Origin of the sequence: Vibrio sp. 1167 (genome assembly GCF_033340375.1) — a bacterium.
GTDB classification, from domain to species: domain Bacteria; phylum Pseudomonadota; class Gammaproteobacteria; order Enterobacterales; family Vibrionaceae; genus Vibrio; species Vibrio alginolyticus.
The window spans coordinates 664,746-690,533 of sequence record NZ_JAWOWK010000001.1; the positions used below are offsets into that span (position 1 = coordinate 664,746).

General features: G+C 46.1%; 17 protein-coding genes and 1 pseudogene. 5 read left to right on the top strand and 13 right to left on the bottom strand.

The annotated features are described in order from the left end of the window. Nucleotides 1-56 precede the first annotated feature (56 nt). The 3 genes from pdxY to R7Z78_RS02955 all read right to left on the bottom strand — a co-directional run bounded on the left by pdxY (nt 57) and on the right by R7Z78_RS02955 (nt 2,553). The gene (gene pdxY / locus R7Z78_RS02945; protein WP_104976398.1) at nt 57-926 is read right to left on the bottom strand and encodes a pyridoxal kinase PdxY; all 870 of its coding nucleotides are present in this window, start codon (nt 924-926) and stop codon (nt 57-59) included. 101 nt (nt 927-1,027) lie between these two features. Further along, complete coding sequence (locus R7Z78_RS02950; protein ID WP_017634469.1) at nt 1,028-1,216, bottom strand: AbrB/MazE/SpoVT family DNA-binding domain-containing protein; 189 nt, start codon at nt 1,214-1,216, stop codon at nt 1,028-1,030. Between the two features lie 140 nt (nt 1,217-1,356). Continuing rightward, the gene (locus tag R7Z78_RS02955) at nt 1,357-2,553 is read right to left on the bottom strand and encodes a tetratricopeptide repeat protein (RefSeq protein ID WP_104976397.1); all 1,197 of its coding nucleotides are present in this window, start codon (nt 2,551-2,553) and stop codon (nt 1,357-1,359) included. A 546-nt stretch (nt 2,554-3,099) separates the two neighbouring features. On the opposite strand from R7Z78_RS02955, the gene pulA reads away from it, so the two are divergent. After that, a complete protein-coding gene (gene pulA, locus R7Z78_RS02960) occupies nt 3,100-7,089 on the top strand; it encodes a pullulanase-type alpha-1,6-glucosidase (RefSeq protein ID WP_104976396.1) in 3,990 nt (1,329 codons plus the stop codon). Nucleotides 7,090-7,188: 99 nt separating this feature from the next. On the opposite strand, the gene R7Z78_RS02965 is transcribed toward pulA, so the two are convergent. From R7Z78_RS02965 to lamB, 5 genes are all read right to left on the bottom strand, one after another. Further along, complete coding sequence (locus R7Z78_RS02965; protein ID WP_104976395.1) at nt 7,189-8,805, bottom strand: endonuclease; 1,617 nt, start codon at nt 8,803-8,805, stop codon at nt 7,189-7,191. A 331-nt stretch (nt 8,806-9,136) separates the two neighbouring features. Then, complete coding sequence (locus tag R7Z78_RS02970) at nt 9,137-10,750, bottom strand: alpha-amylase family glycosyl hydrolase (RefSeq protein ID WP_104976394.1); 1,614 nt, start codon at nt 10,748-10,750, stop codon at nt 9,137-9,139. Between the two features lie 120 nt (nt 10,751-10,870). Further along, nucleotides 10,871-11,389, bottom strand: a complete 519-nt coding sequence (locus R7Z78_RS02975; RefSeq protein ID WP_225452420.1) for a glycosidase — start codon at nt 11,387-11,389, stop codon at nt 10,871-10,873. 163 nt (nt 11,390-11,552) lie between these two features. Beyond that, entirely contained in the window at nt 11,553-12,383 is an 831-nt protein-coding gene (locus tag R7Z78_RS02980; protein ID WP_053307972.1) for a MalM family protein, read from the bottom strand. 156 nt (nt 12,384-12,539) lie between these two features. Next, nucleotides 12,540-13,760 (bottom strand): maltoporin LamB, encoded by a 1,221-nt coding sequence (lamB, locus tag R7Z78_RS02985; RefSeq protein WP_053307973.1) that lies wholly within the window; start codon nt 13,758-13,760, stop codon nt 12,540-12,542. A 446-nt stretch (nt 13,761-14,206) separates the two neighbouring features. On the opposite strand from lamB, the gene glgX reads away from it, so the two are divergent. Next, nucleotides 14,207-16,198, top strand: a complete 1,992-nt coding sequence (glgX, locus tag R7Z78_RS02990) for a glycogen debranching protein GlgX (RefSeq protein WP_104976392.1) — start codon at nt 14,207-14,209, stop codon at nt 16,196-16,198. Nucleotides 16,199-16,276: 78 nt separating this feature from the next. Here the strand turns inward: glgX and R7Z78_RS02995 are convergent, their stop codons facing one another. Both R7Z78_RS02995 and R7Z78_RS03000 read right to left on the bottom strand, forming a co-directional pair. Then, nucleotides 16,277-17,647, bottom strand: coding sequence for an L-serine ammonia-lyase (locus R7Z78_RS02995; RefSeq protein WP_104976391.1), 1,371 nt, complete (start codon nt 17,645-17,647; stop codon nt 16,277-16,279). Nucleotides 17,648-17,658: 11 nt separating this feature from the next. Then, nucleotides 17,659-19,200, bottom strand: a pseudogene (locus tag R7Z78_RS03000) (sodium:solute symporter). Nucleotides 19,201-19,539: 339 nt separating this feature from the next. Between R7Z78_RS03000 and R7Z78_RS03005 the strand changes: the two are divergent. The 3 genes from R7Z78_RS03005 to R7Z78_RS03015 all read left to right on the top strand — a co-directional run bounded on the left by R7Z78_RS03005 (nt 19,540) and on the right by R7Z78_RS03015 (nt 23,216). Next, complete coding sequence (locus tag R7Z78_RS03005) at nt 19,540-20,835, top strand: MFS transporter (protein WP_025768655.1); 1,296 nt, start codon at nt 19,540-19,542, stop codon at nt 20,833-20,835. Nucleotides 20,836-20,936: 101 nt separating this feature from the next. Beyond that, a complete protein-coding gene (locus R7Z78_RS03010) occupies nt 20,937-21,953 on the top strand; it encodes a nuclear transport factor 2 family protein (protein ID WP_053350178.1) in 1,017 nt (338 codons plus the stop codon). Between the two features lie 177 nt (nt 21,954-22,130). Next, complete coding sequence (locus R7Z78_RS03015) at nt 22,131-23,216, top strand: porin (protein WP_062730895.1); 1,086 nt, start codon at nt 22,131-22,133, stop codon at nt 23,214-23,216. A 63-nt stretch (nt 23,217-23,279) separates the two neighbouring features. Here the strand turns inward: R7Z78_RS03015 and R7Z78_RS03020 are convergent, their stop codons facing one another. Genes R7Z78_RS03020 through R7Z78_RS03030 form a run of 3 tightly spaced genes read right to left on the bottom strand, consistent with a single transcriptional unit; the run spans nt 23,280 to nt 25,787 of the window. Further along, the gene (locus tag R7Z78_RS03020; RefSeq protein ID WP_053350176.1) at nt 23,280-23,999 is read right to left on the bottom strand and encodes an alpha/beta fold hydrolase; all 720 of its coding nucleotides are present in this window, start codon (nt 23,997-23,999) and stop codon (nt 23,280-23,282) included. Nucleotide 24,000: 1 nt separating this feature from the next. Continuing rightward, nucleotides 24,001-25,005 carry a cupin gene (locus R7Z78_RS03025; RefSeq protein WP_025768658.1) on the bottom strand — a complete coding sequence of 335 codons (1,005 nt, stop codon included), beginning with the start codon at nt 25,003-25,005 and terminating at the stop codon, nt 24,001-24,003. A 47-nt stretch (nt 25,006-25,052) separates the two neighbouring features. After that, nucleotides 25,053-25,787 carry an SDR family NAD(P)-dependent oxidoreductase gene (locus tag R7Z78_RS03030; RefSeq protein ID WP_025768659.1) on the bottom strand — a complete coding sequence of 245 codons (735 nt, stop codon included), beginning with the start codon at nt 25,785-25,787 and terminating at the stop codon, nt 25,053-25,055. Nucleotide 25,788: the final 1 nt, after the last annotated feature.

Below are 25,788 nucleotides of genomic sequence, written 5' to 3' on the forward strand. Positions count from 1 at the left end.
AACAAAGAGAAAGGGGAGCCGATGATGGCTCCCCTTTTTTGTTTAATTGCGCTCAATTACGCGGTGACCAAAGCCACCTCTTCAATTGAGAAATGCTTACTTGGCTCAACAAACTCTTGCTGCGCTGCGATGGTTTGCAGTTCCCATTCGCCTGCATGGTAAGTGGCGCTTAACACCCCGTAACACGCGTCGTGACAATGTTGGAAAGCTTGTTTAGGAGACCAACCTTTCAGCAATCCTGAAGTGAAGATCGCCGAGATAAGGTCGCCCACGCCAACAGGTTGTTTAGCAAACTCAAATTGAGGACGCTTCGCAAGGTAAATGCCTTCTTGCGTAGCCAGTAGCATGTTAAAGCTGCCATTTTCTAGGCAGTAAAGGTGCTTAACTAGCACAACTTTTGGACCTTTCTCTAGCGCACGTTGGCATGCGGTGATCGCATCGTCTAGTGAGTGGATTTCCATCTCAGCAAATTGACTTAGCTCGAATTGGTTCGGAACGATCACGTCCGCCATTGGCATCAAACGCGTTAGAAGATTTTCAGCAATGCCCGGAGCCACAATGCAGCCTTTGTCTGGCGCGCCCATCACAGGGTCGCAAACGTAAAGTGCGTTCGGGTTCGCTTGCTTCACTTTCGTCACGGTATCTTCAACAGCAAGGCACTGCTCTGCGCTACCTTGGTAGCCCGTCAATACCGCTTGGCACTTTTCCAGCGCGCCGATGTTACCAAGTCCACGAACTAACTCGCTGATGTCTTCAGCCGCAAACGCTCGCCCAGTCCAGCCTTCTTGATACTGCGTGTGGTTAGAAAATTGAACGGTATGAATCGGCCATACTTCGAAACCCATGCGTTGCATTGGGAAAACGGCACTGCTGTTACCAGCATGACCAAAAGAAACATGAGATTGTATAGAGAGGATACCTTGCATAGTACCTTACCTCTTATTGTAGTTATCGATAGTTCAAAGACAGCGGCAAGCGCCAGTTTTGCGAAACCAGTAGTGTATCCGACAAACCAAGATTCTCTAACTCAATTCTCCTCAATATCTTCAGAGTAAGTTGGCGCGCTGGTTTTCAACACCATCTTCTTAATTTCCATTTTGTCTTTATTCAGTGCGATTTCTAGGGTATCTCCTTCCCTTATCCCGAGCTGAGCCAGGATTACGCTTGGAATGACTACGGCGGTGTCGTCACCGATTTTAACAGGTTGACTTATCATCTTTCGTCCTCCAAATGTCGAAAATGAGTTTTCACGTCATTGGATGTCTAGCCTCAAATACATTAAGCTGACTTGGGTTTGGCGTAACATTTTAAAGACAAAAGAAAAGCCTCAATCTTGAGGCTTTTGGATAAGATAGGTTATGGTTGAAGGAAGTTTTGAGTGAAATCGAGCGCCTCTTTAGAAAGTTTTTTTTCGTTGGGCGATGTGCTTACCTGACCTTCTGCTGTTACCGTTGTCATGTTAGGCTGAAAATCTAGTGTTGATGCCTCCTCCCAAGCCTCGGAGGCTTCTTTACTCTCGTCATTCAACACCGCATTGAGCTCCTCTTCCGCAGGAAAATACGCTTCGCGTTTGTACACTTTGTTAAGGGCTCGAATAATAGAGTGCTTTCTCACCATTCCTGAGGCCAGCTTTCTTTGCAACGGCTTCGCTATGGACTGCAATCCAACGACAACATCAACACCAATATTGGTCGCCACTTCATCACGCAACGTACGCGCAGGTTGGTAGCCCATATTGGCAGAAAGAAACAGCCAAACGTAAGCAATTGCATTACCCGTTTTACCTTTATCCTTCCACGCTTCGCCAGCATGATACATCGCTTTAGCACTGCCACCTTCCGCGGCCCGTTCCAGCCAGTAGCAACCTTTAACCATGCTTTTTTCTGTACCAATGCCATTTAGGTAACATAAGCCGACTTGGATCTTGCCATCTGCACTGTCTTTTTCCGCCGCTTTCATAAACCAGTAAAGCGCATCTGCACTGCGTCCTGCACTATTGTCTGGTGAAAGCTGCCATTCCCCCATATAAATCATGGCATCAATGCAGCCTTCTTCGGCGGCAGTTTCAATCAGTTGGTTACCTTTTGGGATATTTTTTTCAGTTCCTCGACCAAAGACCAAGGCCTTGCCCGTCGAAAATTTCGCTTCGGTATCCCCTTCCATTCCCGCAATTGCGGTACGCCAGAAGTTTGCCTGCTCTTTTAAAATCACATCTTCGCGCATGCGTTCACTTAAGCGAACAATGCCGTACATCCCCGTCACATTGTCCAATTTAGCGGCTTTATCATACCAATACAGCGCTTGACGAATGTTGTCCTTTTCGGCTTCTTTCGCTAGAAATAAAATGGTGGGGATATGCCCGGTTTCTGCTTTGAACTCTCGCTCTTTACGCTCTTGCTCTCGCGCTTTATGCATCGCCTTTCGATAAGCGGCTTCGCGAGCTTTCCTCTCTGCCTCGAGTCTCTGTTTCCGCATCGACAACGAGATCATCCACACAAATATCAGGACGAGTGAAAGGCCAGTTGCCGCAATGGCAATGCCCATACTACTCATAAATAGCCTCTTTTGGTTTCAGGGCCCAATTCAACTCCCTTTCAGGGAAATCTTATGATTACGCGCCGACGTAACGCCGACTACCTTCATTATATAACGACCACTTAGCGAAAATCTGAAGCTTGCGAAGACTTAATGGCGGTATTTTATTCAACATCACTGCAACTTATTTTTAAAAGAAAAATATAGCCCTCATTTTTATAGAACTTAATCACGGTTTTGGGGCTGAGACATTCTCATCCCCTATCATCCCCCCTTACTCCTCCCATAAAAATTCACATTTTAATGATGTGCAGAACCTCTCACTATGCGCCTGTTTTATTATTTAATTTGTGAACAAAATCGACTGTGACAGAAAATTTGCACCTGTAAAAAACTTAACAGCCTGCTCTCACATTTTGCTGATGATTCAGTGTATTAGCATCTAATTGAACATTTCCTTTTTTGGCATCTGCCTTTCTAGCGTGTGCAAAACCTTCTTGATGATTGAGTCAGCGAAGGCAGCGCGCAGCTCAATATCAATTCAATAACAATGGATTTGTAAACGTGGACAATAAGACATTTAAATTATCAACAATTGCCAAAACCGTACTGCCTTTGATTTCCGTCGCGGTAATCAGCGGTTGTGGTAGTGATAGCACGAACGAAGATACGACGAACCCTGGCTCAGGCTTGTACCCTGCGGGAGAGAACGAAGTCGTCATTTATTACAAACGTGACGTAGCATCAGCTTCAACAGCAAGCGACTACGAAGGTTGGGGCTTGCACCTATGGAACGGTGAGGGCTGTACCAGCACAGATTTAGACGCAATGGGCATTCCGGGAACAGGAACGGATTGGTCTGCGCCACACCCATTCGATGGCATCAACGACACCTACGGTGCTTACTACGTACTGAAAATAAACCCTGACGCCTCTGACCCACACGAATGCATGAACTTCATTCTGCACAAAGGTGATGAGAAAGCGTTCGGCAGCGCAAACTCAAAAGTAGAGTTGACGAAAATCGGCGAATCGAAAGGTTTGTTTGGCTTCCACGGCAGCAGTGAACTTTACTACGAGCCAATAGAAGAGCGCCCTGTTGATATTGATGGTCAAAAAGCCCATTGGTTAGACGCCAACACCATTGCATGGGAAGCGGCGACCAGTGCGGATTCCATGAAGCTGTTCTACAGCCTTAGCAATGACATCAAAATGGATGAAGATAAGCAAATCTCTGGCGGTACAGCGGTTGAGCTGACAAAGGCTGGTGAGTTGTCTGATGGTCTGAAATCACGCTTCCGTCACCTTGCTAGCCTTCAAGCTGCGGGTATCGATGTCGATGACGCGACCTTACGTACGATCCTGAAGTCACAAATCGTTATGGTGGCTTACAACGCAAATGGTGACGTCATTTCTGCAACTGAAGTGCAAAAACCGGGCGTTTTGGATGCGGTGTTTGCCGATTCCAAGGCAGGTAACGCGATCGGTCAAGAACTCGGTGCGATTGTGGAAGGCGGTGCCGCAACCTTCAAACTATGGGCACCAACTGCCCAAGATGTTGATCTGATAATCTACGATGAAAACTTAGCAGAAGAAGCGACCGTTGCCATGACGGAAGACCCAGCAACAGGTATCTGGGTTTCTGAGGCACAAAGCAACGTTGTCAACAAATACTATCGCTACCAAGTTAAGGTATACCACCCAACAACTGGCGTCGTTGAAACGCGTTTGGTAACAGACCCATATTCAATGAGCTTGTCTAAGAACTCACGATACTCGCAAGTGGTTGATTTAGATGATCCAAGCTTAATGCCTCAAGATTGGAAAAACTACGCACGCCCAACGGTTAAAAAAGACGAAGACCACGTCCTTTACGAGTCACACATTCGTGATTTCAGCTTTAACGACAGCAAAGGCACACCAAGTCTTGATGGCAAATATCTGGCGCTTACAGAACCTGAGCGTGAGTCTGTATCTCACTTACAAGCTTTAAAAGATGCTGGCCTAACAACGCTACATATCTTGCCAGCATTTGATATTGCAACCGTGGATGAAGACGCTGACAAGCGAGTCGATATCACCGACACCGTGGGTAAACTTTGTGGCATCAAGCCAGAAGCCTCCATTTGTGAGACCGAAGATGACGGCAAAGTGATTGAAGAGGTATTAAATAGCTACGACCCAACAACGGGCAAAGCACAAGCGTTGATGAACGATCTTCGCATGCTAGACAGCTTCAACTGGGGTTACGACCCTTACCACTACACCGTGCCAGAAGGCAGTTATGCGACCGATCCTAACGGGTCTAAGCGTATTCTAGAGTTCCGCGAAATGGTTCAAGCGACGCATAAAATGGATCTGAAACTGGTCATGGACGTCGTGTACAATCACACAAATGCATCTGGTGTGAACGAAAAATCAGTACTGGATAAGATTGTCCCTGGGTACTACCACCGCCTAAACGTCAACACTGGCGGAGTCGAAAACTCAACCTGTTGTGATAACACCGCAACCGAGAACTTGATGATGGGTAAACTAATGGTTGACTCATTGATGGTATGGGCGGATGACTATAAAGTCGATGGTTTCCGTTTTGACCTTATGGGCCACCAGCCGAAAGATGTGATGGTTTACGCACTTGAAAAAGTCCGTGAAATTGACCCGAATACCTTGTTCTACGGCGAAGGTTGGGACTTTGGTGAAGTCGCGCAAAACGCTCGCTTCGATCAGGCGACACAAGTCAACATGGCAGGGACAGAAATCGGTACTTTCTCTGATCGTCTGCGTGACGCAGTTCGTGGCGGAAGCCCGTTTGATGGCGGTGTAGATTCTGAAGGTAAGCACCCACTTCGCTTTAACCAAGGCTTTGGTAACGCCGCTTATCCTAACGAAGAAACCAAAACTGACGCAGAGTCGGTGAATGGTCGTTTACACAACCAAGATCTGGTTCGTCTAGGTATGGCTGGTAACTTGGCTGACTACATCCTTCTTGATTACAAAGGCGAAACCAAGCTGGGTAAGAACGTTGATTACAATGGTGCTCCTGCAGGCTACACAAAAGTGCCATCAGAGAACATCTCTTACGTGTCTAAGCACGACAACCAAACATTGTGGGATAACAACGCCTACAAGATTGCGACAGGCACTTCATCTGCCGAGCGTGCACGTATGCAGTCTGTGTCCCTATCAACGGTGATGCTTGGTCAAGGCATTCCATTCATCCACATGGGTTCTGAGCTATTGCGCTCTAAATCTATGCAGCGCGACTCGTACGATTCTGGTGACTGGTTCAACCGTGTATTCTTCGACGGAAGCGACAATAACTGGAACGTTGGTCTACCACGTGAAGACAAAGACGGTGCAAACTGGGAGCTGATCAAAACCATCGTTGGTGACAGCACGGCGAAACCAGATTCAACCGACATCGAGCTGACTAAGCAACAATTCCTAGAGCTACTAAAAATCCGTAGCACAAGCGAACTGTTCCGCCTAGATACCGCGCAAGAAGTGATGAACCGTGTTGACTTCCGCAACGTAGGGAAAGACCAAGTGGAAGGCTTGATTGTGATGTCTATCGACGATGGTACCTCAGCGGGTGCCGATTTAGATTCGAACTACGATGCAATCGTGGCCGTTGTGAACTCAACATCAACTGAGAAATCTTTCAAAGTTGCCGGCGCAACTGGTTTCGAGTTACATGAAGTTCAACAAAACTCTGCGGATGACATCGTGAAAGGTGCAAGCTTCACCAATGAAACGTTCACAGTACCAGCACTGACAACAGCGGTATTCGTGCAGCCACAAGACGGCGCACAAGGTGCTGGCCTACCAGTAAACACGGATAACAAAGACGTATCGAGCATTCCTCCTTACGGCGAAACCGTTGTTTACGTGAAAGGCACGATGAACGAGTGGTCTGATAGCAGTGATTGGGCGATGACCTTTATTGGCAACGGCATGTACTCTGTAACTGGCGTTCTTGAAGCAGGTGAGCACGAGTTCAAATTCGCGGACTCTGGTTGGGCAAATCCAAACATCGGTTGTGATGCTGCGAATATAGCTTCTGGTTCACTAGACTTAGGTTCAGAAGGTAACTGTAAGCTGTCTGTTGCTGAAACAGGTAAGTACAACTTCACTCTGAACGCGCTGCATGTTCAAGATGAAAGCGTAGAAAAACCGGTCGTGTCAGTGACCAAGTCAGCAGATGCACCAACATTCGGTGAAACAGCACTTTACTTACGTGGCACTATCACTACATGGGATGCTCCAGCACAAGACTCAACAGCGAAGTTCAGCTATGTTGCAAATGACGTTTATTCGCTAGACATTACCCTAGCGGCGGGCAACTACGAGATGAAAGTTGCGAGCGCAGACTGGGCAGCAGACACCAACTTCGGTGGTGAAGGCAGTGTTGAGCTTGGTAAAGCGCTGACGATGGAAGCCGGTGGCGGTAGCGCAAACCTAAAAATTGCGATTGCAGAAGCAGGAAACTACAACTTCCACTTCAATGCGGCTGACAAGTCGGCGCCAATCGTGACGGTAACGAAAAACTAGTTTCATTTAAAAACATCCGTAATGAAAAAGGGGAAGCATCACGCTTCCCCTTTGTTTTGTTGGCGTCACTAAATGGTGGATACCAAAATCAAAAAGGTGTTAGTTTCCCCAAATCTGTTCAACAAACTCAGGATGATCAATGAATGGATTACGATTGCCCTGAAAATCAAACACTTGTTGATTGCGGTTTCGTTCTTTTTCACTAACGGGATCATTTTTGTGCCAACGCTTAAGCATGTTTAACATCCAAGGTTCAAAAACCTTTGAACTTGAACCATCAAGGACAGCATCCGCATTGCTTGAATTGCCTTCCCAGTTACCTACAATATTTTCATAGCGGGTTGCCATGTAGAAATAGGCACGAGCAAAATCGCCTTTAAACTCATCGATCGGCTCAAACACCGTACCGGAGTAGCCCAGACTAGTGCTTGCTTGGCCAAGTTTAGAGCCATTACTAGACACGTAGGTCGCGGTGCCCACTTCACCAAATGGCCAATTACTGCGCTTCGCGTTTACATAACCATCGGTTGCAAACAAGTGATGACCGTCTGAGTTCATCGGCTCAACCTTACCGCCAAACCAGCTTTTCGGAAAAGAGTGCTCACGGTTGTAGCAATCCCCTTCCGTTTTGTATTGGCCACATTGGTCTGTGACTTTGGTAAAGCTTACTGTATCGCTAGCAGATGGCTTTTCAGAATACATATCGAGAATAGAGCCATCATTTTCGTAATAACGATCAATATCGGCATCTTTTACCAAGGTCCAGACCGCAGAATAGCCTCGGCTGGAGTGATTATTGATAATGTTAAACAACGCTGTTTTTAGAGCGTATCCCGTCTTACCAGATGCCGCTTGATAGTAACCATCAACCACTGGTGGGGTCGTGGTTGAGTCACCTAACGTAAAATCGGTGGTTTCACTTTTCGAGAATTCAGCGCCAGAAGCAAGAGTCTTATCTCCCTCAGTCAGCGTGTACGACCCCGCGCCACTGCCACAACAAATGCCGTCACCATACTCGTCTTGAATCGTGAATTGGTAGTTACCGTCAGCTAAGCACATGCTCTTTTCAATGGTGATTGCTGACTCATATCCCTGACCAGAAAACAGTACTTCAGCTTGGTTGTTTTTTAACGTCCAGCTAGTTTCTGAACCATAATTATCGGTTGTGAGAGTCAAGACCACTTGGTGATCACTACAACTTTCTACAGGAGGTTGTGTACTTGTCTCGGTCGGTTGAAAATTATCGACGTAGACAACTTCTGAGCCATCAAAACTGGCTTCATCGTAAAAACGCAAACCGACGTTGATGGTCTTGTTCGAGCTCGCTGTGTAATTGTGCACGAGCTCTTGCCACTGGTTTATCTGTTGTGGGTTCGAGTAATTGTGATAACCATCAACCACCAGACGTGCTTTTACATTTCCTTCGGTATGATAAACCGAGACAGAAAACGGATAGGTTTTCCCTTGCTCCACATTAATGGTTTGCAAAAAGTCGGTGTTGCTTTGGGTACCTGTATTCACGACGACTTGAGCAGCCAGGCCGCCCGATTTGATTTGTTCGCTGCTTGGCGACACCGCGATGCCCGCGTCAATCTCTGACCACTGCGTAGGTACATTGCCATTCCACTGCTCAAAGTCACCGTTGATAATTTGGCTATATGCAAACGGAGAGCTAACAGCAGCAAGGAGACAGAGGGAGTTCGTTATGGATTTCATTATACTTTTCCATTAGTTATATAAATCCCAGACACGATAAACATATTAGTGGGGCATAAATAATCCTTCAGTCACATTTTTACGTTGCACAAGTGTTAATTTACTTTTTAATGTGCAGCTTATCTCACAAATATCCATCTGCTGAAAACAAACGCCAATACAAAAAGCGAAGCAACTTGTTGGCTACATCGTCGTAAAACCATTAAGGGAAAAGTAAAACAGACAGAAAAAAGCCAAGTGTGCGCCTATGGGGGTCAGCAACAACACTTGGCTTGTTTATAAGAAAGCTTGTGGTCAGCTCAACTGGTGAGCATCAATTCTGGATAATTCCTTAAGGTTTTACCGCAAAGAATCGTCCTTGTAGTGGCGACATCAGAATCTGATATTGACCATTGCTCGGAGTAATTTTTTCATTCGTGAGCAAATCCACCAACTCACCAGTACCAACACTCTCCTGAGTAAGAGTGACGCTTCTAGCGCTCTCTAAGGTATTTAGCGCAAACAAGACTTTGTCCGAACCAGATTGTTTCAAGTCCACATAACTGCCGTTACTCGCAACTAAATTCGTGCGTGACCCTTGATAAAGTGCAGGATGCGCATCGCGCATTGTCATCAGCGATGTCACATAAGATTTGAGATCGGCTTGGTTTGCATCAAGCGTCGCCGTCACGCCTTCAATTTTCGCACTACTGCGCGCAACGTGATCATCGCACAAACCTTGAATGGCGCAGGTGCTGTTGTCTTCTTTTGCGGCAAAACCATCCACTTGATCCCCGATTTCATCACCGTAGTACAACGTGATTGGCCCGGTGTACGCCGCTTGGAAAGCAAATGCGGCTTTATGGCGTAACCAATATTCCACATCATTCACATCCGCTAAATTTCCGCGCTGTAACAAGTCACCAAAGCGCACTAAATCATGGTTGCCGATCATCAAATTCGGCTGCGCATGTGTTGGATATTGGTTGTGTGTGCTGTAGCCGTTGTCTAACCAATCCGCACCGCGACCACCCACGCCACTCTCATTCACGGCCAAAGTTTCAACGATGCGATATCGCATAGGAAAATCAAATGCAGAGCACAATGCTGGATCGCTGTTCGATCCATACGCCTCATTCGCGATTTCAGACTCCCCTTTCCAAATCTCTGCCACCATGTAACCCAACGGATTCACTTGTTCGCCTTTGCTATTGGTGTACGTCACACTTTGTGAGGCTTCATCGACGGCTTTACGAAGTTGTGTCCAAGCGTCTGTCGGAACTTGATAGGCTTGATCTAAACGCCAGCCGTCAATCTTCAGTTCTTTGATCCAATACGTTGCCACTTCTTTGTAGAAATCGAGACTGGCTGGGTAATCAACGGGGTTGCTCGATCCCGATGGCAACAAACCGGAGGGAGATGGTTTGATCAAACCATTCTTATGGTGGCCAAATACGCCATCAAAAAACACGTACAAACCGCGTTTGTGTGCTTCATCGACCAAGGTTCTCGCCGTTTCTAAATCACCAAAACGTGGATCAATGGTGAAGTAATCCGTAGCAAAGTAGCCCGTGGCATCCAGACGATCGGCCCAGTGTTCTTGGCCCGCTATCGCTTCCGATTCAAAAACTGGCGTCAACCAAATCGCGTTCATCCCTAAATCTTGGATGTAATCGAGTGAATCAATCACTCCTTGCAAATCGCCGATATGATGGCTGGTGCCATAACCTGTACCGTGACCAATGCTCGCATCACCATCTACAAAACTCTCTACCATGATTTGATAAGTACGAAGTTGGTTACTTTGCGCCATGACATTGGCTTGGCAAGCATAACTGGTATCCGGTAGCGGAGTGCTACTATTAGTGTCGCCACCACCAGAAGAATTACACGCAGATAAAGCACCAATCACACTTAACGCAAGCAACGATCGAGACAGGCGATGGTTACGTAGGATATTACGCATTTTATTCTCCCTAACTTACTCAAATAAACTACGGAAATTTGAGTAATAAAATTAACCCCGACATGTGTTTCATGCAGGGGTTAATAAATAAAAATAGATTTTAAATAATTGAATGGAATATTATTGGCACTTATTTACCATAATTGAATAAGGTGAGCCATCATCTGTAAATTCTAAACTCCAAAGATATTTACCAGGCTCTTTAATTTCTAGTTTTGTATCTGTACCGTAACCACCGTAAGTCAGTTCATTTAATTGTCCGACCGATAATTTTTTACCTTTGGCAGTAAACTGTGGTTTCCATTGTTCAGCGGCATACTGCATTTTATAATTACCTGAAATTTCATCGGTAATCACTTGATAGACATTGTTCCCCTTATAGGTCAGCTTGCGCTCGGCAGTGTGCTTCCAATCTGCATTTGGGAAACTACCTACAACAAAAATGTCTTTAGACAATGGGCCAGATTCGGCTGAATCCGGCAAACTACAATTTGTCATTATATCAATCTGCGTGCTCGTAAACGCAACCGCATTATTTACTTCACCTTGGGTTGTATTTTCTGATGATGTGGACGAGCAAGCAGACAAGATAGACACAGCAGCTAAAGTACATGCTGTATTTATAATTATTTTTTTCACGTTATATCCTTATTTTTATTAGACCAAGTACTAATTAAATTAGAACATATATATTATGGATCGAAATAAAATAAATTTTAAATAGGAATAATATAATATGTGAAAAAGATAACTAAATGCGTAATAAAAAAGCCGACTATCTTAGCCGGCTTTTTAAAATTATCTATTTACTATTAACTGCTTTTACAAATACTTCTTGCGCACCTTCAATTCCTAACGCTTTTGCTTCATCAAGTAAGCTCAGAGCTTTAGGGATATCATCTGCTTTTACGGCCGCTTTAATTGCGTTGTGGTAGTAAGTTTGTGTTTCAGGCTGTACTGATTCAACCGCCTTAGCCGCAATTGGAGCCGCCGCTGGTTCATTACTTGATGTTCCGATTGAGAAGAAACTCACACGGTCAATCGAGACTTCAATCTTACCTGTATCACTGTTAGGAATTGGAATATCTTTTACTTCTGGTAAGTAGTTACCTCTCCCCTCAGCGTCCAAACGCGCGGGGTGAATCACTTCGGTAAACCCGCCAAGGTCGGCTTTATCTGTATAAATAATAAGATAAACAGAATCTAATCCCGTTGGGGGGAAAAAGTCTTTTTCGGCAGCCAAGCGATTACCAAGATGCAGGCGAGGTTTTTTGTACTCAAATTCAGTTTTATCATAATTTTCGAGCTCTCTACCATTTTTATCGACAATAACTGCTCTTGGTACAAAAGCCGTCTCTTCGATTAGACTGGTGATTTTAATAGCAAACTCACCACGATCTGCTGGAAGCTCAAACACAGCGACACGGCTATCGATATTCTGATACTTCAGAACTTGGCTTTGAGCAGTGATATCAATAATGGCAGAGCTAGGAAGCTTCATTTTTACCGATTGAAGTTCAGAGAGTGTGTCAACTTGTTGCATTTGAGCAACTTGAACTTGTTCGATAACTTCAGTGGATTGGCAGCCAGCAAGCGCTACACATCCACTTAACATGAGGGCACGGAAGTACATACTTTTTCCTTCTAGTTATTTTTCTAAAGGTTTTGGCACTAAAGCATCTTAGAGTGACTTTAATGAAACGTCTAACTTTTCAATAACCCTTAGAAAAATAGCCGACTGATGTCGGCTATTTGACTAGGACAGCTAGATAACTAAGAGTTTATTTGATTACCACCAAGCCTCAGCTTGAACACCAAATACGAACTCTGTATCGTCACCGTTGAACGCATTGTCATTTTCAGTATCTAGCAAGTAAGTTCCGTATACACGTAGTTCTGGACGAGCCCAGAAGCTGTCACCCATAGCCCAAGCTTGAGCAACTGTGAATTTAGCATTACCAAAATCTTCTTTTGCTAGGCCACTATCTGCGATTTTCTCACCAGAGTTGTAACCCGCTTCGAATACTGTGCGCATTGTATCGTTCCACTTGTACATAGGACGAACAACTACAGAATATTGATCAATATCGAAGTTTTTACCTGTGTAAGCGCCAGCAGCTTGACCACCAATGTCGCTACCTGATAGGTAAGCAAGTTGGTGACCCATTTCCCAGTTCTCAGCTAGGTTCATTACACCCCAGTTGATCAAACGGAAGCCTGATGCATCATTAAATGCCTCTGTACCTCGCGCGTAATAAGCACCAGATCCCCAGAAGTTAGCAGCTTGAACACCGTAACCATTTGTACCGTATTGAAATACTGTTTGGTTAAAACCGTTACTCATACCTTGATGGATAATCGCAGACGCCAATACGCCGTCATCCGCTTCTTCTTTTGCATCGTTAGAATCTGTCGCAAAGTTGTAAGCAACAGCCAACTCAAGAGCAGCATTATCCCAAAGGCCGATGTTCGCTAAACGAGCATCAAAGATGTAACCCGTTGAATCTGAAGTTTCACCATCTTGAATCAATGCTAGAGATAGTTTTTGGTTGCCTACTGAGAGGTTTTCGATACCACCACCAGTACCAGAAGTGTTTAGGAAATAGAAATCAGTGATGTGGATATCTTTACGCTGGTAGTAAGTTTTACCAGCCCACATAGTTGCGTCTTTATCAGAAGCAATCAGACCTTTAGCTTTTACAGCAAACTGAGCAACGTTAAAATCAGCATCTTCCCAACCATTCGCACCAGGAGCACCAGAAGCAATCATAGATTCGATACGCCAAGTCTGGTCACCCATTTTCAACTCTTCCGCCAAACCAAACTCAGAGTAGTTATCGTCTTCGTTACCCAGACGACCAATACCAAATTTGTTTACAGCAAGGTCACCATTACCATTACCGCTGATACCAGTACCAGCGCGCATGTAACCGTTAAAATCCACTGCAAACGCAGAACCAGCAGCTAAAGTTGCAGCAACAGCAGCAGCAATTACACTTACTTTTTTCATTCTTAACTCCATTAAGGGTATTTATAATTCTGTCTTCCCTGCTCACTCTTTTAGGTGAATATAGGCAGTAAAAACACACCTAAAGAAAGAGAGGTAAGATGGGAACGAATCCCCGTTTGTTTCAACAGTTGTGAGATTACCCGAGGCGTACAAGGATGACTTCCTCCGCCCTAAACTAATTTAAGGGGGATGAGAAGGGAGTAGAAAATTTACCGAATGGTGTTTTTTCGAGTCAGATCACCAATCTAGGGAGGAATTAGTAAGTTTGTTCGGTTTTGAGCCGCTACAAAGTGATAGCCATTTCATATTTTTGACTCTAAGCCGTCACATAAAGTAATTAAATTACACGAATATTTTTATATTTAGGGTGGTTGACCTTAGTAAGACAAAGTTTTTAACTTATAGTTTCCTAAAGGTAGCAATAAATATTAAATAAAGTATCTCCGATGACACGACTTCTCTCTCGCCCCTACCCCCTGGGCGCAACATTGAATAAAGAAGGCTGTAACTTCTCTATTCATGCTCCAGGCGTAAAAGACATTCAACTGGCATTGTTTGCAGACGATGGCAGCTACGAGCTTCACGGTTTACCGAATGAATACGCTGGCATACGTCATACTTTTATTCCAGATATTAAGCCGGGGCAAAAATACGGTTACCTTGTCTCCCACAAGGACGAGCCACTGTTAATTTCTGATCCGTACGCAAAATCAATAGATAAAGCCCTCCACTATCACCCTCCCTACTCTCCAGCCAAAAGTTTCGATATGCCGAAGTGCGTCGTTATCGAAGATGATTTTGACTGGCAAAACACGGATCACCCGCGTATACCCAGAGAAAAGATGGTATTGTTTGAGACGCACGTCAAAGGGCTTACCCAACGCCACCCAGAGGTTGAGGACAAGCTGAAGGGGCGCTATTTAGGTCTTGCATCACCTGAAATGCTGGCCTTTTACAAACAGCAAAACATCAACACGCTGCAATTGCTACCTGTCGCAGCATGCATGCATGAGCCTCATCTACTAGAGATGGAAAAGGTCAATTATTGGGGATACAACCCTTATCTCTTTATGGTGCCCGATCCGCGCTACGCAGAACAAGACGCCGTTACGGAATTAAAAACAACAATTCGCGAATTGCATAAAAACGGCATTGAGGTGATTCTCGACGTGGTTTACAACCACACTGCTGAAGGTGGTGAAGGGCCTACAATTTTCAACCTGAAAGCCCTCGACTCCTGTTTTTACATCAAACATGGCAACCACTTCGCCAATTACACTGGCTGCGGAAATACAGTGGATCTCACCTACCAACCAGCCTTAAACCTTGTGATGGATACATTGCGCTACTGGGTTAGCGAATTTAAAGTCGATGGCTTCCGTTTTGACTTGGCTGCAACGTTAGGTCGACAGGGCGATGATTACAACCCAGAAGCCGCTTTCTTTAAAGCCGTTGCGCAAGACCCAATTTTGCGTGAAACCAAATTGATTGCCGAACCTTGGGATATTGGTCCAAATGGCTACCAAGTGGGTAACTTTCCATTTGGTTGGAACGAATGTAATGACAAACTGCGTGATATTTCCCGCAGTTTTTGGCGCGGTGATCAAGGCTATTTAAAAGAGTTTGCCACTCGATTAATGGGCTCTCGTGACATTTATAGTGCAGCGAACTGGCCATACAAACTCACCGTAAATTACATCACGTATCACGATGGCTTCACACTGCAAGATTTAGTGTCTTACAAGCACAAACATAACGAAGCCAATGGCGAAGAAAATCGCGACGGTCACGGTGACAATCGTTCAGAAAACTACGGTGTTGAGGGCGAGACGGAAAATCTGATGATCATCGCCACGCGTGAGAAGCAAAAACGCAACCTTATTGCTAGCTTGCTGTTTGCCTTCGGTATCCCACACATTCTCACTGCTGATGTTCTGTCTCACACCCAAGGCGGTAACAATAATGCCTATTGCCAAGATAACGAAACCAGTTGGCTGAACTGGGAAGAGACAGAACGTAAGCAACATTTCAAAGCATGGATGTCACAAATGGTCGCCAACCGAAATCAATACATGGTGCCATTTATCCGAGCTTTCAGTGGCGAGAATCGCAATAACAACCGTATTTTCTGGCGCCGTACAGACGGTCGCTTAATGGAGCACGATGATTGGAACCGTTTAAGCTCTGTCGCACTTCACCTTGGTATCGGTAAAGAAGGACAAGAGCTGGTCTACCTCATCAACCAAACTAACGCCACAGCTCGCTTTAAGCTCCCCAATGAGCGAAAGCAAGAGTGGGTGACGATCTGTGATACAAACGTACGTAACCTCAACCCAGGACATGCTGAAGGCGAAGTCTTGCTGTCACCCACCTCGATGGTGATTTTGCACTATCAACCAAACCAAAGCACACCAAAAGGTGAGCAAACGCATAGCTAAATTATAAACGTTCCAAAAAAGGAAAGCCGATGCATCTCAGTGCTTCGGCTTTTTTGTTGGTTAGATGTGCCTAACTCATTATTCGCAAGGCGGCGCTAGGTGAATCAAAGCTAACCCACCCTGTGACGTCTCGCGGTATTTCTTGTTCATGTCCTTGCCCGTTTGGTACATGGTTTCAATCACCTTATCCAACGAGATCAAACATTTACTATTACGCTTTAGTGCCATGCGAGATGCATTGATCGCTTTCATTGCACCCATTGCATTACGCTCAATACACGGTACTTGCACTAAGCCACCAATTGGGTCACAAGTCATGCCTAGTGAGTGCTCCATGGCGATCTCGGCCGCAATACAAATTTGCTCATTACTACCACCACGCAGCGCGGTCAAGCCAGCTGCCGCCATAGAAGAAGAAACACCGACTTCGCCCTGACAACCCACTTCGGCACCCGAGATAGACGCATTGGTTTTGTACAAGATGCCAATCGCACCAGATACAGCAAGGAAGTCTTTAAGCTGTTTAGTATCAAGCTCTTTGATGAAGCGATGATAGTACATCAATACCGCAGGAATCACACCCGCCGCACCATTAGTTGGCGACGTTACGACTTGTCCACCAGCAGCGTTTTCTTCACTCACAGCAAAAGCAAACAGGTTAATCCAATCCATGATTTCCATCGGATCGTTTTCGATTGCTTCATTTGCTTCAAGCTTCTTCAGCAAGTTAGGCGCACGGCGGGTCACGTTCAAGCCGCCATCCAAGATACCTTCTGTTTCGAAACCACGCTCCATGCAACGCGTCATCACACGCCAGATCTGTTCTGCGCGTTGATTGATGGCTTCCATATCCTGAAACGCTTGTTCGTTTTTCAGAATCATGCCGCCAAGGCTCATGCCGTTATTCTCTGCCTGCGCCAACATTTCGTCCGCACTGGAGAATGGGAACTCAACTTCTACGGGAGCAGTCGCACTGCCATTTTGCAGTTCATCCGCCGTTGCAATGAACCCACCACCGATAGAGTAGTAAGTTTCAAACCCAACCTGATAGCCGTGCGCATCTAACGCAGTAATCGTCATGCCATTCTCATGCAGAGGAAGGTTCTCTTCATGGAACAACATGTCCGTTTTGTAGTTGAATTCGATTTCATGACGGCCATCGACAGACATCATGCCCTCTTCAATCGCCTTGCGCATCGCTTTGTTCGCAGAAGCGATTTTGATGGTATCTGGTTTGTTACCCAACAGACCCAAAATGGTTGCACGGTCAGTATGGTGACCAATCCCCGTTAACGAGAGTGAGCCGTATAAATCGACTTGAATACGAACCACTTTTGCCAAGTTCGATTCAATCAAACGAGTGAAGTGGTAACCCGCGATCATTGGACCATTGGTGTGAGAGCTAGAAGGGCCCACACCAATCTTGTAAATATCAAAGATGGACAGCATAAACTTACCTATTACGACAATGCAGCATAAAGCCAATCAGGGAGAACCATACAAGCAGCGATGGTCGCCACGGCGAATCCCAACAGCCCGTAATGGCTTGCGGTTGGCTTTGCAAAAAGATGTTTTTGATTATTGATAAAAATTTGTTGCTCGGCAGTCACAGCGCCCCAACGACGGCTCACTAACACACCAAACAAAAGGAAGACAAACGTACCAATTGGCGCGAACCACGGCCAAGCCACGTCGAGATACATTGCAGTAAACACCGCAATCACACTCATGATACTGCCAACGATCACGCCTTTCTCATTGGCTTTTGCCCAGAATAAGCCAAGCACGAATGACCCAAGACGGATACCAACAAAGATGGAAGTCAGGCTAGCGATGGTTTTGAGTACCGATTCATTCGATACCGCCAGAAGAGCTGGCACTACCACCATAGCCGCAGCTAGCAAACTCATCTTTCTTGCGACTTTTTCGTAGTGCTCATCATCGGCACTCTTGCGAACGAAACGCTTGTAGATATCGAACGTTGCGACAGTCGCAATTGAGTTGTAGGTCGAATCCAAGGTCGACATTGCGGCCGCCGCCAACGCGGAAATGATCAAACCAACGACGATTGGGTTAGTGTGGTTGAAGACGAAATCCAAAATCACTTCATTGCTGTTTTCAAACGATTGATCTTGATAGAAAACACTCAAAAGAACACCGAGTACCGCGAAGAACAAGTACACGAAAAACGCACCGTAACCACACAACAGCATCGACTTCTGCGCCGTCTTTTCACATCTCGTCGCTAACGTGCGTTGGATGATCAATTAGTTGGTGCCGTACACACTCAAATGCAAAAAGCTCACGGCAACCACGCCAGCCCAGAGTGTGGTATCTACGCCCAAATCAAAATCTAAGTTGATGATATTCAGGTGATCACGAGAAAGGTAATCTGCCGCATTAATCTCTGTCATTAGAATGGCAAAGATAGCGATGCTGCCTGCTACCAATACTGCAGATTGCAACATATCGGTCCAGATCACCGTGGAAATCCCACCCGCATAGGTATAGCAAGCGGTGAAAATACTAATGTAGATAATAGCTTCAGAAATACTGATAGGCAGAACTTGCACTAAGATCAGCGCCACGGCATACAGAATCACACCCGCAGAGATACATTGAACCACAATGAACACAATCGAGTTGATGGTTCTTGCATACACCCCAAAGCGGTGCTCAAGATATTCATAAATCGAAGTCAGGCCCAGCTTATAGAAGACAGGTACAAAGAAAATGACAGTGAAAAAAATAACGATGGGATAGTTAAGGTGAATACTCATCGCTTCCATGCCAGAGCTATAAACCCAACCTGGCATCCCTACAAACGTCATCGCACTAATGTAAGTCGCAAGTATCGAAACACCTGCCGTAAACCAGCCAAATTGCTTTCCACCCGTAGAAAAGTCGCCACCATTGCTGTAGCGCTTATTCACTAAATAGCTGATTAATATGGTGATTAACACGTATAACGCAATCACCACAAAACTTGAGTACGTAACCATTTCAGGGTTTCCATAATTCTGGGTGCTAATTATTTGTGCTTGGATATTACTTTAAAAAAGCATATCTAAACGATAATCCCGCCATAACTGTGACTACAATCACCAATATAGACGGTTATATATTCAAAAATGCCAAAAAGACCGATTTAATGAGACTCCCATCACTAAAAACCACCAATTGGGTACGCATTCATTTTAAAATTGATATTGATCACGGATCTAATGACCTTAAAAAAACTATGATTCACACCGACACGAAATCGAAGATGATCCAAATAAGATCGTGTTCATTGAGTTTGAATAGCAACAAATCCTAAGTGAAATAGAGGTTTATCGGTCATGAATGCCAAAAGACACATGAGCGAAGTTCCTATGATTCAAAGGGTAGCTGCCTATCTAGCGATACTGGTTGGTTACTTTTTCTATTGTTATAACTTTGTAATTATTGACTACGTACGCCCATACATCGTTGAAGCGTATGATGGTATTAGCCTGTCAGACACTGCCCAGTTCTATACATGGCAGTCGGTTGGTGCACTTATCGGTGCATTGAGCTGTGCTTGGTTCGCAACAAAATTTGGTAAGAAATCCACTCTTATTACCATCACAGCCCTAAACGGTGGCGCTACGATCATCAATATGATGTTCACCGACTACACAACATGGGCAGCAATGCGTTTCATCATTGGTTTGTCACTGGGTGGTTACTTCACCGTGGCAGTAAGCTTGATGATCGGCCTATTTACGCCAACGGTACGTGGTAAGTTGACGGCATTCGCGTCTTCTATGTTCTCTGTAGCACTGATGGTAATGGGTGCGTATGCAGCATTTATTGCAAGCATTGATGCACCATGGGAAAGCCTAATGCTTGTTGGTGGTATCCCACCATTGGCAGCCGCTGTGGTCATGATCTTTGTGCTACCTAGCGACAGCAAAGTGATCGCTTACGGTGAAGAAGAACAAGCAAAAGCGGAAGAATCAGACGCACCAGCGAAAACAGGCTCTTGGGGCGAAATGTTAAGCAAGCCTTACCGTAAGATCACTCTAACGTGTCTATTACTGGCTGGCCTTAACTTCTATGGTTTCCAATTCTTTGGTGGCTTCGTAACCACTTACCTACGTGATGTACGTATGTTCGACGGTGCAACCATCGGTCTCATCTTCTCTATCTCAGCATTTGGTTCACTGTTTGGTGCGTGGTTCTGGGGTTGGGTAGCTGACAAATTCGGTCGTAAGGTGAACGCATTTGGCTTCATCCTAGCGGGCATCATGGTTTCAATCTTCTTTGTTGCACCTGGCGACATGGTGATTGGCGGCCTAAACATGCTGGCTCTACTTGGTCTGATTTACAACTTCGGTCTGTCTTCTTCAGCGGTATGGGGTGGTTACTTCTCAGAACTGTTCCCAGCACACCTACGTAGCTACGGCGCAGCGCTATTCCACGGCGGTCGTATCCTCGGTATGTGGGCACCAATGGTACTTATCTTCATCCAAGAGCGTACCGACCTACAAACCGCAATGTGGGGTTCACCAATCGTATGGATCCTTGCTGGTCTTCTATGGCTATCACTGCCAGAGACACTAAAAGGCGGCGTGTTCGATAAGAGCAAAAAAGCCGAAGCAGCAAAAGCGTAACTGAATTTCAAAAACTCCGGCTGGCTCCCCGGCCGGATGAAAAAACTTAGTTTCGAGTCCTGTTCCCAAAGCCGACTCGACAGCAAATAAGAGAGTTTATTATGTCTAAATATCAAGAAGCAAAACGCGTTGTACGTGAATACTTCAGCGCAATGGAAAACGCAACTCACGAGAACGTGGCAGAAGTACTAAAAGCACATACTTCAAAAGATTACCTATGGCGTGGTGTTTACCCATTCCGTGAGCAACAAGGCGCTCAAGCAGCGGCTGACGTTTTCTGGGCTCCTTTGATGAAATCAATGACTCGCATGCAGCGTCGTCAAGACATCTTCATCGGTGGTGAGAACGAAGTAACATCAGGTGAAATCTGGGTAATGAGCATGGGTCACTTCATGGGTCTATTCGACGCTGAATACCTAGGCATGCGCCCAACTGGCAAAATCATGAACATCCGTTACGCAGAGTTTAACTGTGTTGAAAACGGCAAGATCACTAAGACTGGCCTATTCCTAGACCTTCTAGGTGCGATGGACCAAGCGGGTTGTTACCCACTACCACCATCAACAGGTAAGCACTTCGTATACCCTGGTCCTCGTAACCACGACGGTCTACTGTTCGAAGACGCAGCACCAGAAGAAGGCGTAGCAACACTAGCACTAGTGAACAAGATGGTTGATGACCTATCTGCACTAAACGACAGCGGTGCTATGGGTTGCCCACCAGAAGTTCTTGAGAAGAGCTGGTCTAAAGACATGATCTGGTACGGTCCATGTGGTATCGGTGCGTCTTACACAATCCCTCGTTACCAACAGCAGCACCAATTGCCGTTCCGTAACAACCTGAAAGACAAGAAGTTTAACGGCCACGTATGTCGTTTCGCAGAAGGTAACTTCTCTTGTTTCTTCGGCTGGCCAAACCTATCTAACACGCCAATCGGTGGTTTCCTAGGTATGACAGGCGGTGAAGTACGTGCAGACATGCAAGTGGTTGACGTTTACTACCGTGACGGCGACAAGCTATCTGAGAACTGGGTACTGATCGACCTTCCTTACTGGCTAAAACAGCAAGGTCTAGACGTGTTCGAGCGTACTCAACAGATCCTAAACCCTTCTCTATAAGAAGTCCTAGGGGCGGATTGTCAACCCGCCTTTATGTTGCCTGAATCCCCTCTCGGTTCAGGCGACATGCTCCCAACTCGTGCCTCAAGGATGGGGCACAACCTCAAGATAGAACCCTTATTCAAAACGGGCATGAACGCACGGTGGCTTTCTGCGCCCTGAATAATGAGATTGATGATGAAAAAGTCGACCCTTTCTGCAGTGATTTTAGCAGCGCTTACTTCTAGCTCAGCCTTTGCTGCACACACTTTTGTTAATGACGCTGGCGACAGCCTAACCATCGATGGCCGTTTCGATCTTCGCTACCAAGACCGTGGCGGTGATGACAACGGCGAATGGAACAGCGGCAGCTCACGTTTCGGTTTGAAAGGCCAAATGGGTCTGGATAACGGCTGGACTGGTTTCGGTCACGCGGAATGGGGCTACAACTCTGGCGCGAACGGCGACAACATTTACGACCGCTTGCTATACGCAGGTGTTGATCACGAAAAATACGGCAAGATTGCTGCGGGTACTAAGCAGTGGTCTACCTTCTACGACGTAGCATGGTACACCGATTTAGGTCGTGTATTCGGTACTCGTGGCTCAGGTGTTTACAACCTAGCTGACTGGGGTATCGCATCCGGTGCTGGTCGTGCGGAAAACTCAATTACGTACCGTAATTCAATTAATGAAAAAGTGAGCTACGGCTTTACTTACCAAACCACGCGTGAAGATGTTGCTCTAGCAAGCAATGCGACAGCCTCACTGAAAAACGGCATGGGTGCGTCTATCACTTACAAACCCGTTGATGGCGTAACACTTGGTGCGGCTTACCATCAAAATGAAGTTGCGGATCTAGACGCAAGCGTGGTTGGCGTAGAAAACGGCGACAACATGCGCATCATGCTATTGGGCGCAAACTACAGCAACGGTGGCTTCTACGCAGGTGCGACTTTCCACGTTGGTGAAAACTGGGAAGCAGTGAGCCAAGGCGGTACGGACGTAATGTTCGATACCCTAGGTGGCGAAATCTACACTTACTACCACTTCGACAACGGCCTACGCCCAACGTTGAACTACAACTACATGGAAGATCGCGGTGACGAGACGCAAGGTTACGAGCGTAACTTGCTGATTCCTGGTGTTGAATACCACTTCCAGAAGAACAAATTCCTAGTTTGGACTGAATACCAATTCGACCTAGGTAAAGATCAGTACGATGGCAGCAAATTCGAAAATCGTGATGATCAATTCGCGGCAGGTATTCGCTACTACTTCTGATAATACTCATCGCTCACCACCTATACCCAAGTAGCCTTAAGGTGGTGAGTGATGAAGTTCTTATCAACACAAAGCAAAGTTATCTTGAAGCCAAGTAGTCATCACTTCACTAACCATTAAAGGCTGCTCCAGCGTAGATAGATGCCCACACTCAGGGATAACATGAAGCGTGACGTTTGGGATGCATCTCTCCATGAGCAGGTGATTGTCTAGCGGACAAAGCTTATCTTCTTTACCTGTTATCACCAACGTAGGAACTTGAATGTCCGCCAATAAAGGTCGAGCATCCGGGCGAGTTGCTAACGCTTTAGCATGCGCTTCAAATGCCTCCAAACCTACATTGACCGCCATGCCTTCAATACGCTCTGTCAACACTTTGTCTTGCAAACGGCTGGGATGAATCAGCACAGGCATCAGAGTGTCAGGCGTAATGCGTTCAAACTCACCACTTAACGCACGGCTAACCAGTGCATCACGCTTTTGTGTCACCTCTGGCTTTTCATCTGCTGCATTGGTATCCATGAGGATCAAGCCTTTGACTCTGTTTGGCGCTTGACGGTACACCTCAAAGGCAAGAATCCCACCCATTGATAAGCCACCCAAGACAAACTCCTGCGGTGCGTCTTGCAACACTCTCTGCGCCAGCTGTTCCATTGACGGCAATGAAGCCAGCGTCGGGCATGAAGGCTCAACCCAACTTGGCAACGCTCGGTTGACTTCCTCAAACAATGTGCCATCACAAAGTAGTCCGGGTAGCCAAACTAACGAGGTGGGTTGCGTCATTTTATTCTCCTGCCAGCGGCTTTGGTTGATCAGAGCCAAGAATGCAATACGTCAAACTATTACCACGCAAGTTCGTCAGTGAGTATGACGCACCTTCTGGAACATTCAGCACATCACCGCGCGTTAAAACAACATTAGCTTGTTCGCCTTGATGCGTGAGGACCACCTCTGTATCGCCATCAAAGTTGATAAGTACTTGTTTTTCTTCTCGGCAGTGTTGAGGAATCGAGCCACCTTCAGAAAGCTCATAAGCCATGATGCTCACTTCATCTTCACTCTTTACTTGGAAGTCATAACTCGCCAAAGGATGACCCGTTAAGGCGTATTGTTTCACGTTGCTTCCGCCGAAATCGCCTTTGATTTCACGATAATCTTTTTGCAGAGCGACAAATGGCATCATCTCTTCTGCGGTGTAGGTATCGAAGGTCGCGAGCTCTTCTTCGGTAAGCAGCGGCATCAATTCTGATTCTTGTGGCACCGGGTCGCCATTAATGGTGTCCACGAGTGTGCCATCGGCTTTGAGGTATAAACCATAACCTTGACTGTCTTTAATAACGTTTGGATGCCAAATAACGCCGCCACCTGAATCGTCGCCGCCAAGTACCGAGAACATAAAGCCGTAATCGCGGCCAACCACTTCAAATCCACGGAAGAGATTGGTTGGAATCGAGATGACGTCACCGTGAGACAACACCGCCTCATGCTCTCCATCGTTCCCCCAATAAAAACGGAACTGACCTTTGAACACCAAGAAAAGCTCGGCGGTACGATGAGAGTGCAACGAATTTTTGATGCCCGGCGGTTGGCCTGCGGCACCAATGTTAAAGCCCGCCGTATCGCGAATATGAACATGCTGACGACTGCTTTCTGCCACCCCAGCACCGATAATGCAGAAGTTATCTTTCAGATCACTGCCTGGCGTGCGCGCATCAATAAACGCACTCGTACCCGGAATCAGTTCCATGTAGCGGACCAGATTATTATTCATTTTAGATTGTAGAGTCATTGTAAATCCTTGTTGTCCTTGTTTGGACCTAGCCTTTGAATTGTTAGTTACAGACCTAAAGGTCGCCCACCATCAACCGCGATGGTATTGCCTGTCGAGAAGGTCAGAAGATCTGCCGCGGCGTACACGGCTTGAGCGACTTCTTCATCATTGGCTAAACGCTTAAGCGGTGTGGATTGTTCTTGTTGATTACGCCATGCGTCATCCAAGCCTTTGACAAACTCAGTGTCGACAAGCCCTGGAGCAACAGCCAGAACTCGAACCTCGGGAGACAGAGCGCGAGCTAAAGAACGGGTCATGTTCTCCGCGGCAGATTTACTTGCACAGTAAGCAATGTTGCTCCCCATCGCAGTCTGTGCCGCGATAGAAGTAATGTTCACCACACAACCATTGGCTTGCTTAAGCCAAGGCTCAAACGCTCGAACCATGGCAAAAGGCGCACGGACGTTCACTTGGAAAATTTGGTCAAACAGCTGGTCATCTAAACTTTGCAAATCAGAGTGCGCGACGAATTTCGTCATCCCCGCACAGTTGACCAACAAATCCAGCTTGTCGCTTATTTCACTGACTTGATGTTTAAGCTGTTCAATCGCACTAGAATCTGCCACGTTCAATTTGAATGCTAGATGCTCGTTACGTGGCAGCGAGGAAAGCACATCCTCGGCCGCTTTCTGATTACTGTTGTAAGTCAGAATTACGCGATATCCCGATTCAGCTAGCTTGCGACAAATGGCGGCACCCAGTCCGCCACTGCCGCCTGTGACTAAGGCAAGTTTCGACATA

Excerpts from the sequence above, each read along its gene's own strand:
- R7Z78_RS03020 (WP_053350176.1), bottom strand. The coding sequence starts at position 23,999 with ATGACGCAACCCACCTCGTTAGTTTGGCTACCCGGACTACTTTGTGAT.
- R7Z78_RS02965 (WP_104976395.1), bottom strand. The coding sequence starts at position 8,805 with ATGAAATCCATAACGAACTCCCTCTGTCTCCTTGCTGCTGTTAGCTCT.
- R7Z78_RS03030 (WP_025768659.1), bottom strand. The coding sequence starts at position 25,787 with ATGTCGAAACTTGCCTTAGTCACAGGCGGCAGTGGCGGACTGGGTGCC.
- R7Z78_RS02995 (WP_104976391.1), bottom strand. The coding sequence starts at position 17,647 with ATGCTGTCCATCTTTGATATTTACAAGATTGGTGTGGGCCCTTCTAGC.
- glgX (WP_104976392.1), top strand. The coding sequence starts at position 14,207 with ATGACACGACTTCTCTCTCGCCCCTACCCCCTGGGCGCAACATTGAAT.
- R7Z78_RS02970 (WP_104976394.1), bottom strand. The coding sequence starts at position 10,750 with ATGCGTAATATCCTACGTAACCATCGCCTGTCTCGATCGTTGCTTGCG.
- R7Z78_RS02980 (WP_053307972.1), bottom strand. The coding sequence starts at position 12,383 with ATGTACTTCCGTGCCCTCATGTTAAGTGGATGTGTAGCGCTTGCTGGC.
- R7Z78_RS02955 (WP_104976397.1), bottom strand. The coding sequence starts at position 2,553 with ATGAGTAGTATGGGCATTGCCATTGCGGCAACTGGCCTTTCACTCGTC.
- pdxY (WP_104976398.1), bottom strand. The coding sequence starts at position 926 with ATGCAAGGTATCCTCTCTATACAATCTCATGTTTCTTTTGGTCATGCT.
- R7Z78_RS03010 (WP_053350178.1), top strand. The coding sequence starts at position 20,937 with ATGTCTAAATATCAAGAAGCAAAACGCGTTGTACGTGAATACTTCAGC.
- R7Z78_RS03015 (WP_062730895.1), top strand. The coding sequence starts at position 22,131 with ATGAAAAAGTCGACCCTTTCTGCAGTGATTTTAGCAGCGCTTACTTCT.
- R7Z78_RS02950 (WP_017634469.1), bottom strand. The coding sequence starts at position 1,216 with ATGATAAGTCAACCTGTTAAAATCGGTGACGACACCGCCGTAGTCATT.
- lamB (WP_053307973.1), bottom strand. The coding sequence starts at position 13,760 with ATGAAAAAAGTAAGTGTAATTGCTGCTGCTGTTGCTGCAACTTTAGCT.
- R7Z78_RS03005 (WP_025768655.1), top strand. The coding sequence starts at position 19,540 with ATGAATGCCAAAAGACACATGAGCGAAGTTCCTATGATTCAAAGGGTA.
- R7Z78_RS03025 (WP_025768658.1), bottom strand. The coding sequence starts at position 25,005 with ATGACTCTACAATCTAAAATGAATAATAATCTGGTCCGCTACATGGAA.